Origin of the sequence: Mesorhizobium sp. B2-5-11 (assembly GCF_006440835.1) — a bacterium.
In the GTDB taxonomy this organism is placed as follows: domain Bacteria; phylum Pseudomonadota; class Alphaproteobacteria; order Rhizobiales; family Rhizobiaceae; genus Mesorhizobium.
This window is the reverse complement of the sequence record NZ_VFUK01000003.1, coordinates 1-18,484: the sequence shown is the minus strand read 5'-3', so window position 1 is coordinate 18,484 and position 18,484 is coordinate 1. Positions and strand designations below refer to the sequence as shown.

At 64.6% G+C, this 18,484-nt stretch carries 6 protein-coding genes; 4 read left to right on the top strand and 2 right to left on the bottom strand.

Going from position 1 to position 18,484, the window contains the following annotated elements:
- Window positions 1-151 precede the first annotated feature (151 nt).
- Entirely contained in the window at window positions 152-6,205 is a 6,054-nt protein-coding gene (locus tag FJ490_RS11060; RefSeq protein ID WP_140729201.1) for a translocation/assembly module TamB domain-containing protein, read from the bottom strand.
- 2 nt (window positions 6,206-6,207) lie between these two features.
- On the bottom strand, window positions 6,208-8,133 hold the full coding sequence (locus FJ490_RS11055; RefSeq protein ID WP_140656770.1) for an autotransporter assembly complex family protein: 1,926 nt from the start codon (window positions 8,131-8,133) through the stop codon (window positions 6,208-6,210).
- Window positions 8,134-8,406: 273 nt separating this feature from the next.
- Here FJ490_RS11055 and FJ490_RS11050 point away from each other — a divergent pair, with 273 nt between their 5' ends.
- The 4 genes from FJ490_RS11050 to cysT all read left to right on the top strand — a co-directional run.
- On the top strand, window positions 8,407-13,905 hold the full coding sequence (locus tag FJ490_RS11050) for an alpha-2-macroglobulin family protein (protein WP_140729202.1): 5,499 nt from the start codon (window positions 8,407-8,409) through the stop codon (window positions 13,903-13,905).
- 212 nt (window positions 13,906-14,117) lie between these two features.
- Window positions 14,118-16,211, top strand: coding sequence for a penicillin-binding protein 1C (pbpC, locus tag FJ490_RS11040; RefSeq protein WP_140729203.1), 2,094 nt, complete (start codon window positions 14,118-14,120; stop codon window positions 16,209-16,211).
- A gap of 560 nt (window positions 16,212-16,771) precedes the next feature.
- Entirely contained in the window at window positions 16,772-17,797 is a 1,026-nt protein-coding gene (locus FJ490_RS11030) for a sulfate ABC transporter substrate-binding protein (RefSeq protein ID WP_140521250.1), read from the top strand.
- A gap of 21 nt (window positions 17,798-17,818) precedes the next feature.
- Window positions 17,819-18,484, top strand: a 666-nt coding sequence (cysT, locus tag FJ490_RS11025; protein ID WP_140767658.1) for a sulfate ABC transporter permease subunit CysT, incomplete at its 3' end; no start/stop codon positions are given.

Here is an 18,484-nt window from a genome sequence, read left to right as displayed (position 1 = left end):
GCGGTTCGCGTGATAGCGACAGTCTTGGCGCAAAATTGCTAGTGCGCGACGGATTTCCACTAAATCTCTTCAGGCGATTAAACTGAGACATTGGCGCGGTTTGCGACAGGACCAGCCCTCGCCAGGATGAGGGCCAGCCCAAGTCTCCGCTTCAATATTCCTTCTCGTAGAAGATGCCGCCCTTGGCTTCGCCGGCGTCCGTCGCCTCGCCGCGCAGTTTGACGCCACGTCCCACGTTGAGGTCGATCGTGGCCTTGCCCGAGCCCGGCTTGTCGCCTTTCTGGATCGTCACATAGGTGCGGTCGTTGAGGTACTTGCCGGCAGAAACCGCCGTGCCGCCCTTTTCGTCGGTGGTGACATCGAGATCGTCGACGCCGATCGCGCTGCGCAGGTTTTCCAGCAGCGACGTCGAGCCGCCGACACCGGCGAGTTGCCCGGCGGCTTCGGCCAGTTGCGCGATCTGCAGCGGCGACAGGTTCGACATGGACCGCCCGAAGATCAGTTGCGCCAGCACCTCGTCCTCGGGCAGCGCCGGCACCGAGGTGAAGGTGAATTTCGGATTGGTCGCCTCGCCCGACACCACGATGGTGACGGTTGCGCTGCTCGTGGTCGTTGTCGCGGTCAGGTTGAGATAGGGCACCAGCGAGCCAGAAAAGCCGACCGTGCCCTCGGTGAAGGTCAGCCGCTTGCCGAGAATCGACAGCCGCCCGCGTTGCAGCGTGAAAGTGCCGACCGCTTGCGGCGATGAGGCCGGACCGGTCAGCCTGAGCGAGCCGCCGAGTTCGGCGTCCACGCCCCTGCCCTGGATGAAGATCTGGTTCGGCGCGTTGACGGTGACATCCAGCACAAGGCCGCTGCCACCCGTCTTGCCGCTGGTCGTGGCCGGGCGCAATGCCTTGTCCTGCGCCCTCACCGCGCCGGGCGCGTTCTTGTGTTTGACATCGAGCGCCGAAAGCGAACCTGGCAATTTGTCCGGAACGGTGATCACGGTCTTGGCAAGGTTGACGGTGCCGGCAATCACCGGCGCCGACGTCAGCGGCCCTTTGATCGTCAGGTCGCCGCCAAGATTGGCGGTGACCACCCGCCCATCGGTGTAGCGGCCGTCGGTGAGCTTGATCGACAGATCGGCCGGGAACCCCTGCGCCGGATTGATACCGACCGTGCCGCTGGCCGACAGGCTGCCGCGCGTCGACAGCGTCCCGGTCAGCCGGTTGATCCTGGCGACGCCATTGCCGATGGAAATTTCGGCTGCGATGTCGTTGACCGCAAGCCCGGAACGCGCGTCGAGCAGGCGGGCGCCCGACGTGCTGATGCTGCCGCCGATGACCGGCGATGTCGCGGGACCGCGTACCTGCACATTGACACTCGCGGTCCCCGTCAGCGACAGGCCTTGCGCGGCGAGCTTCTGACTGAGGATGCCGAACGGCACGGCGCCATTGAAGTCGAGCGCGAGCGCCGGCGTGCCTGATGTCGTCACCGTGCCGCCCCCCTTGAGACCAAGGCCGGCCCCATCGCTGACATTGGCGTTGAAGGTCAGCTTGTTGCCGGCAAAGGTGCCGGAGGAAGAGACACTCACCGCACCGACCCCCGCGCCGCGGGTCTGGGAGGTCTGCACGCCGGCAGCGTCGAGGTTGAACGCCACACTGGGGCTGGCTGGTGCCCCGGTGACCTTCACCGTGCCCGAAATCGAACCGGCGGCATCGAGACCCCGCGAAAAACTGTTGGCAAGCGAGATCGGCACCCGCGCCAGCGCCGCGTTGATGTCGAGCGCCTGCCCGATCTTGCCGGTCACCGTCGCCGTGCCGCCGCCCAGGTTGAGCACCAGCCTGTCCAGCGTCGTCGTGCCATTGGCGATGGTGACGGTCGAAGCCTGCGCGATGGCAGCCTTTATGCCTTGGACGGTCGCCTCGCCGGAAGCAAGCTCTATGGTCGTCGTGCCGTTTGCCGCCTTCACGCGGCCCGCGGCCCTCGCCGGAATTCCTTTCACCGTCGCGCCGCCGGAAAAGCCGGTCCAGTCGCCGTCACGCTTCAGGTCGACATCGATGCCGCCGATCACCGTGCCGCCCGACGTGACGGTGTCGGCATGGATTTTTCCGGAGATGACCGGAGCGGCGAGGTAATTGGCGATCAATGCGTCGATCGACACGGCCTTCGCCTGAAGATCGCCGCGCGTGACCGAGGCGGTCGTAGCCTTGATGGCGACCTGCGGTGCGGCACCGTTCTTCGAGAACGCAATCGTGCCGCGCACATCGCCTTCCGCTTTTTCCAGCGCCAGTGCGGCAAGCGGTCCTATATCGGGCAGGTCGAGAGAGATCGTGCCTTCGGGTATGAACTTGTCGTCCAGCGCCAGGTCGCCGGAAATCCTGTTTTGGCCCAGCGACAAAAGCAGGCCATTGATGGCGCTCTTGCCGTCCGCGGTCGCCAGCACCGCACTGCCTTGCAAGGGTTGGCCCGCGACATTGCCTGTCAGCTGCACATTGGCCGCCGGCTTGGCCGCGTCGGCTTTGCCGGTGGCGGTTAGTCTGAGCCCGGTGATCTCGCGCGACGCCACCGAAAGCTTGTCGCTGTCGACGGTCAGCGACAGATCCGGCGCGGTCGCCGGGCCCTGCGCATTCAGCGCAAAGGCGATAGCGCCTTTGGCATCCTTCGACAGCAGCGAAACATCGCTCAGCACGCCCTTGATGTCGGCGGCCAGCGTATTGTCGGCAAGGCTCGCCTGCCCCTGTGCGGTCAGCGCGCCGGAGGCCAGCGTCAATCCGCCTATGGCGATATTACCGTTGGGCTCGCGCTTCAGCGTGGCGCTCAACTGCGCCCGTTCGCCAAGCATGCCGCGTGCTGCGGCCGGCAGGGCCGACGATGGAGCATCCGCCTTCAGCTTGAGGTCGATGGCGCCGTCACGCAGCGACACCAGGCCGGCGACCTCACTGTTGAGCGCATCGCTTTTGAGCGAGCCGCTGTCGATGGCGACAGCGTCGGCTGACAGGCGCCCGCTGAGCGCGGCCGTGACCTTGCCGGCGATCAGCGGCGCGATGGTGGGATTGTCGAGCCCAACCCTATCCACCGAAACTGTGCCCGAAACCGGCCCGGCGCGGTTCTTCAGATCGAACGCATCCGAGTGCAATGCCAGGCTCAGCCCGTCCACCTTCGCCGGTCTCGTGGCGATCGAGGGCAGGATCGCGGACATATCCAATCGGGCCCGCGTGCTCTCGCCCGCCACCTTTGCCGACAGCGACCGGACCTCGATCTTGATGGGACTCTCGGCGCTTCCGATCGTGAGCGGCAGACTTGGACCGGATGAGACGAGGTCAAGGGCGAAATCGCTGGCGCCGTTCGGATTGATCGTGCCGGCGGCTTGACCGGAAACCTTGTCACCGGAGAGCGTCGCGTGGTCGAGGACGACGCCGCCGGCCATGGTGTAGCTGCCGGCCGCGTCGACTGCGAGCTGCCCAAGCCCAGTCTGGCGGGTTTGGGTTGTTTCGACACCGGCCAGTTGCACATTGAACCGGACGTCCGGAGCCGACGGCGAGCCCGTTACCTCAGCGCTGCCATTAAGCGTTCCAGCGGCATCGAGGCCGGGCGAAAAGCCGTCGGCAAGGGCAGCCGGCAAGGCGGAGACCTTTGCCGCGAGATCGAGCGTCTGGCCGGCTGTACCGGACAGCGCCACCGAGCCGCCGCCGACATCGAGCGCTAATTTTTCGATGCTGGTGGTGCCATCGGCGATGCTGAGCATAGATGGCTCGGCAATTGCCGCCTTGATGCCGCGAATCGTAGCCTCGCCCGAGGCGATCTCGACGCTGGTGACGCCATCGGCGATCTTCACGCGCCCCGCCGCCTTCGCTGGAATACCGGATACGGTGGCGCCGCCGGCAAAATTCGTCCAGTCTCCGTCGCGCTTCAGATCGACGATGATGCCGCCGACTTGGGTGGTCCCTGACGTCACAGCATCGGCCTTGATCGAGCCTGAAATCGCCGGCGCCTTGAGATAGTTGGCAATCAAGGCATTGACGGCGATTGTGCTGGCCGTCACCTCACCGCGCGCGATCGACGTGCTCTTCGCGTCAATGGCAACGGAGGGCGCGTCGCCACTCTTGGCAAAGCGAATGGTGCCGTTGATGTCGCCGGTCACCGCCTGGCCGGCCAGCGCCGCAAGCTGATCGATTGCAGGCGCAGAAAGAATGAGCGTGCCCAGCGGCATGAACTTGTCATCCAGTGCCAGATCGCCCGACACCTTGTTGTCACCCAGCGACACCGCAAAGCCATTGATCGAGCGCTTGCCTTCGCTCGTCACCAGCGCCGCCTTGATGTCGAGCGGCTGGTCGTTGACGGCGCCGGTCAGCGAAACATTGGCGGAAGGGCTAGCAATGTCGGCCTTGCCGCTCGCGGTCAGCTTGATCGACTTCACCGTGCGGCCCGAGGCCGTCAGGCTATCGCTGTTGGCGGAAACCGTGAAATCCGGCGCGGTCATGGCGCCGCTTGCCGACAGGGCGAAATCGACACCGCCCTCGACCGGGACGCCGACCGTCGGCGACAGCACCGAAACATCCCCCAGCCTGCCTTTGATATCGGCCAGGATGTCGGTACCTTGCATGCTGGCGGTACCGCTGGCGCTGAGCGAACCGGACGTGAGTTCGATCGAGTTGGCGGCGAACGAGCCCTGCGGATCGCGCGACGCTGTGGCCGAGAACTTCACCCGCCCGCCGAGCACCGAGGCGATCTGCTGCGGGAAGGCGGTCGCCACGGCATCGGCATTCATCTTGAGCTGCATCGACAGGTCGGCGAGCGCCACGGTCGCCGTCAGCGAGGCATTGAGCGCATCGGACCGGAGCGTGCCCTGATCGATGACAATGGCGTCCTTGCTGAGGGAACCAGCCAGGCCGACATCGACCTTGCCAGTGACCAGCGGCGCCAGCGTCGCGACGTCGGTTTTCAGGCCACCGGCCCCAAGCTTGACGGTAACCGGCCCGGTGCGGTTCTGGATGTCGAAACCGTCGGAGTGTATCTGCGCCGCCAGGTCGTCTAGCCGCGTGCCGCCGACGACGATCGAAACGAAGGAGGCGCCGATATCGACGACCGGCGCCTTGCCGTCGCCGAACGCCCGGGCGGTGGCATTCTTGATCGCCAGCGTGATCGGCTGCGCCTTGCTGCCGACGCTAACCACCACGGGTGGCCCCTTGGCGGCGAGTTCGACCGAAAGATCGCTGGCTCCGGCGGGATCGACGATACCGGTCGCGGTGCCGTGCACGGCATCACTGTCGATGTTGGCCCGGTCGACACTGATCCCGCCCGCCGTCGTGGCGGTGCCCGCCATATCGAAGCTGGTCTTACCGGCAAACAATGGTTTCAGGTTCTCCGGCAGGAAGCGGGCGAAATCGCCGTCGCCCTTGGCTTCGAGATAGTTACCCTTGTCGGTGAGCTGATGGCGGCCGGTGAGCTGGGTTACGATCCGATGATCGACAAGGAAGGTACCGACGCCACTCCAGTTGGCCAGCGGGCCGGTGCCCGAGACGACGATGTCGACCGGCGGCGTATCCGGCAGATTGAGCAGATTGGCGATGATGCCGCCGGCCGGTTCCGACGCCTTGAGGTTGAGGTCGAGCTTGTTGTCCGCTGGCGCGAAATGGATCTGCGCGTCGACATTGCCCTGTTTGCCGTCATGGCGGGTAATGTTGAGCACCGTCTCGACCGACAGCGGTGCGGCGTCGGCCTTCACCGAGGCCTTGGCGGCGAGTTCGGCGATGCCGCTGCCGGCCAGTTGTTGGCCAAGCGCGACTTCCGGCAAGTCGATCTGCTTGATATCAATGGAAACCGGCAGCGTCGTCGCGCCGCCTTGCGCCGGCTGCTGCGTGCCGGCCACCGGCAGACGCGCAAGTTCGATGCGCTCCGCCGCGATGCGGTCGGCGCTGAAGTTTTTGGACAACAGTGCCAGCGGCGACCAGTCGATGGCCACCTTGCGCGCCACCAGCCAGGCGCCCTCGCGGTCCTCCAGCACGACATGGTCGACACTGAGCGCGCCCGACCAGATACCGTCGATGCCGCTGACGGTGACCTTACGCTCGTCGCTCGAGGCCAGGCGCGAAATGATGCCGGCGAGATTGTCGCGTCCACGCTCGGTCTTGGTCAGCACGAAAAGCGCGCCGATGGCGCCTGCTACCACGATCAGCAGCGTGTAGAGAAAAATGCGAAGGATGCGCCAGACCGTCTTCATGTTCAAAACGCTTGGCCAATGCCGGCATAGATGCCGAAATGAGGGTCGCCTGGGTCGCGGTTGAGCGGCACGGCGGCGTCGATACGCAGCGGCCCGAATGGCGTCACATAGCGCAAGCCGACGCCGGCGCCCACCTTGACGTCGGAAAAATCGGGGAACGACTTGGTCGATACCGTGCCGGCATCGACGAACGGCACGATGCCGATCGTGTCGGTGATGGCGATACGCATTTCAACCGAGGTCTCGAAGAAGGACAGGCCGCCGATCGGCTGGCCGGTGAAATCCTTGGGGCCGATGCCCTGATAGGCATAGCCGCGCACCGAGCCGCCGCCGCCGGAATAGAAACGCCGGTCGGCAGGCACGTTCTGCAGGCTGGTGCCGACGATCGAGCCAAGTGCGACACGTTCCGCCAGCACGAATTTCGAAGCGGTATCCAGCGACTGATAGGCCGATCCCTCGCCCTTCAGCTTGAGGAAGGCGGCACCGCTCAATATGTCGTAGCTCGGCTCGGCATAGGCCAGCAACCTGAAACCCTTGGTCGGGTTCAGCCTGACGTCCCTGTTGTCATAGACATATTGCAGCGGGATGCTGGCGATCAGGTATTTATGTTTGCCAAAGGAATCGTGGATGCGTGAATAGTCGAGCGCGACCTCGGCCGACACGGTTTGGTTCTTGGTCAGTTCATAGGACAGGCCGGTGTTGCCCTTGACCGAGAAATGGTCGTAGGCGTCGGGATGTTCGAGCACGGTCTTGATGCCGGCGAAGAATTTAGATGCCGGCCCGATCACGCCGGGTTTCTCGAACATGATGCCGGCATTGTAGTTCAATTCGGACAGGTCATTGCTGCCGATGCCGCTGATGGCTCCGTCGATGCGCAGCTTCTCGGCCCGGCCGAACAGGTTGCGATGGCCCCAATACCCCTCCAGCCCCAGCCCTTCCGTATTCGAGAAGGTGCCGCCCAGCCCGAAATAACGCGGCTTGCGCTCGCTGACCTGGACACCGATCGGAATGTTGCCCTCGGCATCGAGCTTGTCGGCCTCCTTGAAAGTCACGCTGTTGAAGACCTCGAGCGCCAGCAGCCTGTCGCGCGCATCGTCGATCTCCTGAGGCGAGTACTGCCGGCCACGTTTCAGCCCGGTCATGTATTCGGTGAAGTCGCGGTCGACCTTCTCGGTGCCTTCCACCGTGGTCGCGCCGTAGCCGGCGACTGGCCCGGCAGCAACCGTCAGCGTCACGTCGAGGGTCGACGTGTCATGGTCGGCGACGATGTGCCTGCTGGTCACCTCGGCCAGCGGCCTGCCCTGCTCCTTCAGCGTGCGCACGATCAGCGCCTCGGCCTTGAGCACCGCGCCAGACCCAGCGTCGCCGCCTGATATCAGGCCGTAGTCGGCGCCCATCAATCCAGCGGCGTCACCCTCCAGCCGGATATCGCCGAGGGTAAATTTGGGACCCGCGGCGATGTTGACGGCCACGGGAATGGGCTGCGGACCCTTGAATTCGGCGTCCGGCGGCAATTCGTCCAGCGGCTTGCCCTCGATGGTGATGGTGACGACGCCTTCGTAGCGGGCATCGGCGTAGAGCGCCGCCACAAGCTGTTCTCGATCGCTACGCGCCTTGGCCATCAGACCGAGCGAGCCGGAGACGGGATGGTCTTCGTCGCTCTTCAGCGCCGAGGCGTTTTCGAGCTTTTTCACCAGGTCCTTGTCGGCGTCGGGCGCGGAGATGGTCACGGCGTAGCGCATCGGATCGACGATGTCGGCATCCTCGTCGCTCGATGAGCCCCACAGCTTGATGCCGAAGATTTCGAAGGCGGCCGCCGGTCCCAGTCCGGCGATCAGCGAGCAGCAGATCACGGCCAGAAGCAGCGCGCGCGAAAGCACGCGCTTTGGCTCGGTACCCCCTGACATCTGCCTTTCATACGCCGGCATTAAGACAACCTACTTTACAAACCTAAAATTGGAATGAAGTTCTGAAGCGCTCGTAAAGGGGCCACAATCCAATTGTCTGAAATAGGACGGGCTTGGAATTCACACCTTTTGCATTGCCGCAAGAATGCGTGATCCCCTGTCCTATGGAGGTACTACCGGCTGTTGGCCGGAAAGGAAACCGTTGGCAGGCGGAACCCTGCCGCGTCCTCATGTTGACAAGCCTGAGTGAAGCTTGAACATGCCCGGACGTCTGCAAATTGTCTGGAGGGTGTTATGGCAATGCGCGCGGCTCGTCGTCTGTCTTTCCTGATCCTTCTCTTCTTCGCCTGGGCCAATGTCTTGGCCTGGGGTAACGTCGCGCAAGCGGCCGAAGCACGGCGAGTCGCAACGACCGACAATTCCGACTATTTCGGTTTCGACCTCCGGTCCGACCAGAACGTCACGCTCGATCAATGCAAGACCACCTGCCTGGGCGATCCCGCCTGCCGCGCCTTCACCTATAACACCAAGGCCAAATGGTGCTTCCTCAAATCCGATTATAACCAGTTGAAGCCCTTCAACGGCGCGGTCGCGGGCAAGGTCGTCAATATCGACGGCGACCCCGACATCGGCGCGCCGCCGGAACTCGCCTTCTTCCCCAACTGGATGGCTGACCAGGCCCAGCAATACCGTAACCGGCTGCTCGGCCCGGCCTATGACAGGCCGACCGAGGGCATGGCCGCGCTGACCACGGCGGCCGAGCAGGCGGTGCTCACCGGCGATCATCGCACTGCCGTGCAGAAATACGAGGCCGCGGTCTCTGTCATGCCCGACGATGGCCAGCTCTGGCTCAACCTGGCGCGCGAAACGCTTGCCGTGCAGCCGGCGGCCAACACATCCGAGGCCTCCACCTTGCCGGCAAACGGTACGTCGGCCGCCTTCAATGCCTACAAGCTCCTGCGTACAGCCAGGACGCGGGCGGAGACGCTGGCGCTCATCGGCTCCGGCCTCGACAAGCGCGACCTCTATCGCCCCGCCCTGCAGGCCTATGAAGCCAGCCTTGCCCTGGTACCTTCGCCTGCGGTCCAGGCCGACTATTCTGATCTCAAGGCTCGCAAGGGTTTCCGCGTCATCGACCACACCGTCGATGCCGACACCAGCGCCCCGCGCATCTGCGCCCAATTCTCCGAGGAACTGGTCAAGACCGGCGTCGATTACGCACAATTCGTCACCGTCGACAACCAGCCGCCCAAAGGCGTTGAAGCCAAGGACAAGCAGATTTGCGTCGAAGGACTGGAACACGGCCAGCATTATGACGTGACCTTCCGCGCCGGCCTGCCGGCCGCCATCGGCGAAGTGACCGCCGCGCCCGTCGTGCTGTCGATCTATGTGCAGGACCGTGCGCCTTCGGCCCGCTTCACCGGCGACAGCTTCGTGCTGCCGGCCGGCGCGCGCCGCGGCATCCCCGTCGTCACTGTCAACATGAACGCCGCCGAGATGAAGCTCTATCGCATCGGCGACCGCTCGCTGGCCCAGCTTCTGTCCGGCTACCAGTTCCTGCATCAGCTCGACAGCTACGACATCTCAAACATTTCCGAGCAGATGGGCGAGCCGGTCTGGGAAGGCCAGCTCGACATCGCCAACGACCTGAACAAGGAGGTCACCACCTCCTTCCCGGTCGACGAGGCGCTGCCGCGGCGCAAGCCCGGCGTCTATGTGCTGACTGCCCAGGCTGTCAGCGAGAAGAGCGACGACTACAACTCGATGGCCACGCAATGGTTCGTCGTTTCCGACATCGGCCTCTCGACCTATACCGGTCAGGACGGGCTCAATGTCTATGCCCGTTCGCTGGGCAGCGCCAAGCCGATAGCGGGCGCCGAACTGACGCTGGTTGCCCGCAACAACGAGATCCTCGGCACCGCGACTTCGGATGCCGATGGTCATGCCGTGTTCAATCCCGGCCTAACACGCGGCGACGGCGGCATGGTGCCGGCCGTGCTGATGGCCAGGCAGGGCGATAACGACTTTGTCTTCCTCGACATGGCCCGCGCCGGTTTCGACCTGTCCGACCGCGGCGTCACTGGACGCGCAGCGCCGGGCGCGCTCGATATCTACGCCTGGACCGAGCGCGGCATCTACCGCGCCGGCGAGGAGGTGCATGTTGCGGCTCTTGCCCGTGACGGCGCCGCCAAGGCGGTCGAGAACCTGCCGCTGACCTTCATCTTCTCGCGCCCGGACGGCGTCGAGGATCGCCGCGTCGTCAGCGATGGCGCGTCAGCCGGCGGGCACGCCGTCGATCTGCCGCTCCAGCCAAACGCCATGCGCGGCACCTGGTCGGTATCGATCTATACCGATCCCAAGCAACCGGCCGTCGCCAGCCAGATGTTCCTGGTCGAGGATTTCGTGCCGGACCGCATCGAATTCGACATGAAGGCCGACAAGCAGGAGATCGCGCAGGGCGAAACCGCCAACATCACCGTCGACGGCCGCTTTCTCTATGGCGCACCGGCTGCTGGCCTCGCGCTCGAAGGCGAACTGACCCTGTCGACCGCGCGTGACTGGGACCGCTTCAACGGCTATTCCTTTGGCCTTGCCGACGAGCAGTCGTCGGAACCGACCGTCACCCCGTTCACCGATCTTCCGGTGGTCGGCGAGGATGGCAAGGCGACCTTCCCGGTCTCCGTCGAGCAACTGCCGTCGACCACGAAGCTCATCGACGCCAAGGTGACGGTCCGTATGCGTGAGACCGGCGGCCGCGCAATCGAGCGCTCGCTTAATATCGGCATCCGCCCGCAAGGCCACATGATCGGCATCCGGCCGGACTTTGCCGATGATGAAGTGCCGCAGGGCGGCACGGCGAAATTCAGCCTGATCGCCGTCGACCCCGACGGCCAGCGCGAGGCGCTGAAAGGTGCGCAATGGTCGCTGGTCAAGGTCGAGCGCAATTACCAGTGGTACCGCTCCAACAACTCATGGAATTACGAACCCGTCACCTTCACCAAATCGATCGCCAATGGCCAAGTCGACCTTGGCGCCGACGGCGAGGCGACAGTGTCGATCCCGGTCGACTGGGGCCGCTACCGGCTCGAGGTCGAGACAGCGGATCCGGAAGGACCCGCGACCAGTTATGAGTTCGATGGCGGCTGGTATGTCTCCTCCACCACCACCGAAACGCCTGATGGTCTCGAGATCGCCCTCGACAAGGGCAATTATGCCGCCGGCGAAGTGGCCAGGCTCAAGGTCTCGCCGCATTTTGCCGGCGAACTTCTGGTCAACATCGGTTCCGACAAGCTGTTGAAGACCGTCACGGCATCGGTGCCGGCCGGCGGCGGCACGGTCGACATCCCGGTCGGCGACGACTGGGGCGCCGGCGCCTATGTCACGGCAACCCTGTTCCGGCCTGGCGACGCGCAGGAAAGCCGCATGCCGGCCCGCGCCATCGGCGTGAAATGGCTGAAGGTCGATCCGGGCTCGAAGAAGCTCGCCGTCACCCTTACCCCGCCGGACAAGACCATGCCGCGCCAGCAGCTGTCGATCCCGGTCGCGGTCGCCGGCGTAGAGCCCGGCAGCAACGCCTATGTCACTGTCGCCGCCGTCGATGTCGGCATCCTCAACCTGACCAACTACAAGGCGCCGGATCCTGAGAATTGGTTTTTCGGCCAGCGCATGCTGGGCATGGAAATCCGTGATCTCTACGGCGGCCTGATCGACGGCTCTCTCGGTACTATGGGCAAGCTCAGGACCGGCGGCGACGGCGCCAACATGCAGGCGCAGGGCAGTCCGCCGACCGAAAAGCTGGTCGCCTTCTTCTCCGGCCCGGTGCAGCTCGATGCCGACGGCAAAGCACGCGTCGACTTCGATATTCCGCAGTTCAACGGCACGGTTCGCGTCATGGCCGTCGCCTGGACCAAGGAAGCGGTCGGCCACGCCCAGTCGGACGTGATCGTGCGCGATCCGGTGGTGATCACCGCCGGCCTGCCGCGCTTCCTGGCGCCCGGCGACGCCGCCGTCATGCGGCTCGACATTGCGGACACCGACGGTCCGGCCGGCGACTATGCGCTGTCGATCGACACGACGGGGGACCTCTCGACGGGCGACAAGCCCCTGCCCCAGAAACTGACGCTGGCGCAGGGCAAGCGCCAGACCCTGACCGTGCCGCTGATCGCACAGACGGCAGGCAATGCCTCGCTCACCATCAAGCTGGCGCACGCCGACGGCACCAAGGTCGAGCAGACGCTCTACGTGCCGGTGCGTCCGGCGCAATTGCCGGTCACCACCCGCTTGGTGGTCGACCTCAAGGGCAATGGCGGCGCGCTGCGCGTCGACAAGGAGCTTTTGGCGGCAAGCCTGCTCGACGGCGCTTCGGTCAGTGTCGGCGTTTCGCAGGCGGCGGCCTTCGATGTGCCTTCGCTCCTGATGACGCTCGACCGCTACCCCTATGGTTGCGCCGAGCAAACCACCAGCCGGGCGATGCCCCTGCTCTATGTCAACGAAATGGCCTCGGGCGTCGGCATGCAGAGCGATCCCGACCTGCATGGCCGCATCCAGGACGCGATCTACAAGGTGCTGAGCTACCAGGCTTCGGGCGGCAGCTTCGGCCTGTGGGGCCCGGGCTCCGGCGATCTGTGGCTCGACGCCTATGTCACCGACTTCCTGACCAGGGCGCGCGAGCAGAAATACGATGTACCGGCGCTCGCCATGAACCAGGCGCTGGGCAATCTGCAGAACTCGCTCGGCTACGACCAGGGCGTACAGGACCGCGGCAGCGAGATCGCTTACGCGCTCTACGTGCTTGCCCGCAACAAGAAGGCCTCGATCGGCGATCTGCGCTATTACGCGGACACCCAGCTCGAGGCCTTCACCAGCCCGATGGCTGTCGCCCAGCTGGCGGCGAGCCTGGCGCTCTATGGCGACGCCCAGCGTTCGGAAGCGACCTTCCAGACGGCGCTGCGGCTCGCCAAGTCGAGCACAGCCTATGACTACTATCGCTCCGACTACGGCTCGGCGCTGCGCGACGGGGCGGCAATGCTGGCGCTTGCGGCGGAATCGAAGCCGGTGCCGTCGGTCGTACCGGAGCTGATCAAGCTGGTGACCAGGGAACGCGCCGAGGTCCGCTGGACCAGCACCCAGGATGAATCCTGGATGCTGCTGGCGGCCCGCGCCCTCAGACAAGGCAATGATTCGATCACGCTTTCCGTCAACGGTGCACCGCATTCCGGCGGCTATTCCAGCCAGATCAACGGCAGCGATGTGGCCGACAGCCCGCTCACCATCGCCAACACCGGCAAGACCCCGCTGCAGGCCGTCGTCACCACCGTGGCGTCGCCGGTACAGCCCTTGCCGGCGGGAGGTGACGGCTTCACTATCGAGCGCACCTACTACAAGCTCGACGGCACCGAAGCCAATGTGACGGAGGCAACCCAGAACGAACGCTATGTCGTCGTACTCAAGGTCAACGAACAGAACAACTGGCCTTCGCGCCTTTTGATTACCGACCTTTTGCCGGCCGGCTTCGAGATCGACAATCCCGGCCTGGTCTCCAGCGCGCAATTGTCGAACTTCTCCTGGCTGGCGCAGACCGACGCCGCGCATCTGGAATTCCGCGACGACCGTTTCGTCGCCGCCTTCAACCCCAGCGACGGCGACCACGACCACAATCTGACGCTCGCCTATGTCGTGCGCGCCGTGACGCCGGGCATCTACGCCCATCCGGCCGCAACGGTGGAGGATATGTACCGGCCGCAATATTCGGCCCGTACCGCCACCGGCATGATGGAGGTCAAGGCGCCGTAAGGTGTCGCGGCGGACATGAACGTGAAGTTTGCGCTGCCCCTCATTGCCCTGCCGGCACCTTCTCCCCGTTTAGTGACGGGGAGAAAGGGGCCTGCACCAAGGCTTTCGCCAATTTTCAACGTTACAGAAAAGGCGCCGACGATTGCGACAGCTCCCTTCTCCCCGCCACTATGCGGGGAGAAGGTGCCGGCAGGCGGATGAGGGGCAGCGCCATGCCCTCAAGAAAATTCCTGCGCCGCGCGGCTATCGCTAGCACCTCCTTGGTGGCTGTTATTGCTGTTTCCGCCGCTACCCTGTGGCAGCTCGACCGCGCCTTCCCGCCTCCGCTTCCTGAAAAGCTTACCGTCTCGACGGAAGTCCAGGACCGCGACGGCCAGCTTTTGCGCGCCTTCGCCACGCCTGACGGCTATTGGCGGCTCGAAACCCGCCTCGACCAGGTCGACAAGCAGTTCGTCGACATGTTGGTCACCTATGAGGACAAGCGCTTCTGGAACCATGAAGGCGTCGATGTGCTGGCGCTTGCCCGCGCCGCCGGCCAGTTCGCCACCAGTGGCCACATCGTGTCCGGCGGCTCGACGCTGTCGATGCAACTCGCCCGCCTGATCGAGCCGCGCGACAGCCGCAGCCTCGGCTCCAAGCTCAAGCAGATGCTGCGCGCCATCCAGATCGAGCGGCGGCTGTCCAAGCACGAGATCCTCGAACGCTATCTGACGCTGGCGCCCTATGGCGGCAATCTCGAAGGCGTGCGCGCCGCTTCGCTCGCCTATTTCGGTAAGGAGCCGAAGCGGCTCACCGTCTCGGAAGCCGCGCTTCTCGTCGCCCTGCCGCAGCTGCCGGAGAAGCGCCGGCCCGACCGCAACCTCGCGATCGCGCACGCCGCCCGCGACCGCGTGCTGTCCCGCATGGCCTCGGCTGGCCTGCTTGGCGAACGCGAGGCCGCGCGCGCCGCGCTCGACGATGTGTCTGGCCTGCGCCGTAGCTTGCCGGCGCTCGCCGCGCACGCCGCCTATGCGATGCTGCCCAAGGCGGTTCCCGGCCAGCCGCTCAAGCTGACGATCCGCAAGAGCGTCCAGGAAGGGCTGGAACAGGTAGCGCGCGACGCCGCCGCCAAGCTTGGGGCGCGTCTCTCCGTCGCCATGGTGCTGGCCGATTCCCGCACCGGCGATATTCTGGGCGAAGTCGGCTCGGCCAATTTCTTCGACGCCAGCCGCTCCGGCTGGATCGACATGACCAAGGTCGTGCGTTCGCCGGGCTCGACGCTGAAGCCATTCATCTACGGTCTTGCCTTCGAACAGGGACTGGTGGCGCAGGAAATGCTGATCGAGGACAGCCCGGCCGATTTCGGCGGCTACCGGCCGAAGAATTTCGATATGGGCTATCAGGGCGACGTCAGCATCCGCGAGGCGCTGCAACTGTCGCTCAACGTGCCGGCGATCCGCGTGCTCGACGCGGTCGGTCCCGCGCGGCTGACGGCCCGATTCCGCCAGGCTGGGGTAAACCCGATCCTGCCGGTCAACGAGGCGCCGGGCCTGGCCATCGGCCTTGGCGGCGTTGGGATTACGCTGCGCGATCTCGTCCAGCTCTATACAGGGCTCGCCAATGGCGGCAAGACGCACACGCTGCATGATGGCACCGAGCCGGTCGATGCCGAGCGCACCACCGCGACCATCCTCGATGACCAGGCGAGCTGGCAAATCATGGACATTCTGTCGGGCGTCAAGCCGCCCGAGGGTGCATTGCAGCGCGGCATCGCCTACAAGACCGGCACCTCCTATGGCTACCGCGATGCCTGGTCGGTCGGCTTCGACGGCCGTTACGTGCTGGGCGTCTGGGTCGGCCGGGCCGATGCCGGCGCGGTGCCTGGCCTGTCCGGCTATGTGTCGGCAGCCCCAATTCTGTTCGAGGGCTTTGTCCGCTCGGGTCTCGCCACCGTGCCGCTGCCGGGCAAGCCCCCCGGCGCCTTCACTCCTCGACGTAACGACCTGCCTGTGACGCTTGCCCGCTTCGGCGCCGGGTCCGACGGGCTGGTTCAGGCCTCGACCCCCACAGAGCCCGCGCCGACCATTATCTTTCCGCCCGACGGCGCCCGCGTCGATCTCGCCACCAACTCGGCCGACGCCTCGCCGCTGATAATGAAGCTGCAAGGCGGGCGCGCGCCGTTCCGCTGGCTGGCCAACGGCAAGCCGCTGACCGGCATCGACCGCCGGCGCACCGCGACATGGCAACCGGACGGCACCGGCTACTCGACCTTGACCGTAATCGATGCGGCGGGACGCGCGGCAAGTGTGAAGGTGTTTGTTGAATAAGATTGCGCAAGCGATTCAGGGGATTGCGCTTCTTCGCCTGAGGTACGGCGCCTCGCGACAATACTCGCGACGCCAGTTCCTTTACCCGCAATCTCCTCCCAGCCCGCGCCGACGCCCTGCCCGCCGACTTCGTCCGCGTTGCCGGCCCCTCGATCCGCCAGGATATCCGTTACGCCGGAACGGACAATTTTCCTGTACCGCAAGCGAAGCGACGGCAAACCGCAAGCTGCTGCTCGGCGCGATGCACTCGGCCGGATTCAAGAACTATGCACGCGAATGGCGGCACCTTCACGCTGAACCACGATCCCTCCGCCAAGCAGCGCTTCGATTTCCCAGTCCAGCCGGATAGCGTGCCGACCAAATGCCACAGCCTTGCTTCGGCACCGCTTGTTCCTAGATAGGTCGATGGGGATTCGCCAAGGGGACGTTTGAGGGAAAATGTTTCTCCGCACCGCGAAATCAGGTCCAAGATTTTCTCCAAAACGACAAAAAAGGCAACATTTAATGCATCTAAATTCTACCAATTCGGTAGATTTGACGTGGGTTCAACGGAGGCAGAAATGACCAAACCTCGTTTCAGGAGACTGCTCGGCGCACTGGTCGCCACGTCTGTCCAGTTCGGCACGCTCGGTTTCGCGTTCGCCGATACCACCATTCTCAACGTGTCGTACGATCCGACACGCGAGCTCTACAAGGCTTATGACGAGGCCTTCGCCGCTCACTGGAAAGCCGAGACAGGGGAAACGGTCACCATACAGCAGTCGCACGGTGGATCGGGCGCACAGGCCCGGGCCGTGATCGACGGCCTCGACGCCGACGTGGTGACGCTGGCGCTCGAAGGCGATATCAACGCCATCGTCTCCAAGTCGAAAAAGATCAATCCGGACTGGCGCACGAAATTCGAGAACAATTCGGCACCCTACACCTCGACCATCATCTTCCTCGTCCGCAAAGGAAACCCCAAGGGCATCCACGACTGGAACGACCTGGTCAAGGACGGCGTCCAGGTGATTACGCCCAACCCGAAGACATCGGGCGGCGCACGCTGGAACTATCTCGCCGCCTGGGCTTATGCCAACGCCAATGACGGTGGCGACGAGGCCAAGACGAAGGAGTTCGTCGGCAAGCTCTATGCCAACGCTCCGGTGCTCGATACCGGTGCGCGCGGCTCGACGGTGACCTTCGCGCAAAAGGGCCTGGGCGACGTGCTGATTGCCTGGGAAAACGAGGCCTATCTAGCGCTCGACGAGTTCGGTGCCGAAAATTTCGATATCGTCTATCCCCCGACCTCGATCCTGGCCGAGCCGCCGGTCGCTTTGGTCGACGCCAATGTCGATGCCAAGGGCACGCGCAAGGTCGCCGAAGCCTATCTGGGCTGGCTCTATTCCAAGGAAGCGCAGACGATCATCGCCAAGAACCACTATCGTCCGGCCAAGCCCGATCTGGTGTCGGCAGAGGACCTGGCCAAGCTACCGCCGATCAAGCTGGTCACCATCGACGACCCACAATTCGGCGGCTGGAAGAAAGCACAGCCTTACCATTTCGGCGATGGTGGTATATTCGACCAGATCTACAAGCCCCAGTAAGCAGTCGATATTCAGGACGATATGATCACAGCACCCGCTCGGGCGGGTTGGCGGTTTCGACAGCCGAGCGTCATTCCGGGTTTCGGATTGACGCTCGGCTTCTCGCTTGCCTACCTTACCCTCATCATCCTCATTCCGCTGTCGGGGCTGGTCTGGCGCTCTGCGGCGCTCGGCTGGACCGATTTCTGGGCGATCGCCACCGACCGGCGCACCATCAACGCGCTCCGCATCAGCTTCGGCACCGCCTTTGTCGCGGCCGCCGTCAATGTCGTGTTCGGCACGCTGGTCGCCTGGGTGCTGGTGCGCTACCGCTTTCCCGGCCGCCGCATCGTCGATGCCATGGTCGACCTGCCCTTCGCGCTGCCGACGGCGGTGGCCGGCATCGCGCTGACCACGCTCTACGCGCCCAATGGCTGGATCGGCAAACTGTTGCTGCCGCTTGGGCTCAAGGTCGCCTACACCCCGCTCGGCATCGTCATCGCGCTGGTCTTCATCGGCCTGCCCTTCGTCGTGCGCACCGTGCAGCCGATCATGGAGGAGATCGACAAGGAGGTGGAGGAGGCCGCCGCCACGCTCGGCGCCAGCCGCTTCCAGATCGTCACCCGGGTGCTGTTCCCGGGCCTGGCGCCGGCCATCGTCACCGGTTTCGCGCTGGCCTTCGCGCGCGGCGTCGGCGAATACGGCTCG

Excerpts from the sequence above, each read along its gene's own strand:
- FJ490_RS11060 (WP_140729201.1), bottom strand. The coding sequence starts at position 6,205 with ATGAAGACGGTCTGGCGCATCCTTCGCATTTTTCTCTACACGCTGCTG.
- FJ490_RS11055 (WP_140656770.1), bottom strand. The coding sequence starts at position 8,133 with ATGCCGGCGTATGAAAGGCAGATGTCAGGGGGTACCGAGCCAAAGCGC.
- FJ490_RS11050 (WP_140729202.1), top strand. The coding sequence starts at position 8,407 with ATGGCAATGCGCGCGGCTCGTCGTCTGTCTTTCCTGATCCTTCTCTTC.
- pbpC (WP_140729203.1), top strand. The coding sequence starts at position 14,118 with ATGCCCTCAAGAAAATTCCTGCGCCGCGCGGCTATCGCTAGCACCTCC.
- FJ490_RS11030 (WP_140521250.1), top strand. The coding sequence starts at position 16,772 with ATGACCAAACCTCGTTTCAGGAGACTGCTCGGCGCACTGGTCGCCACG.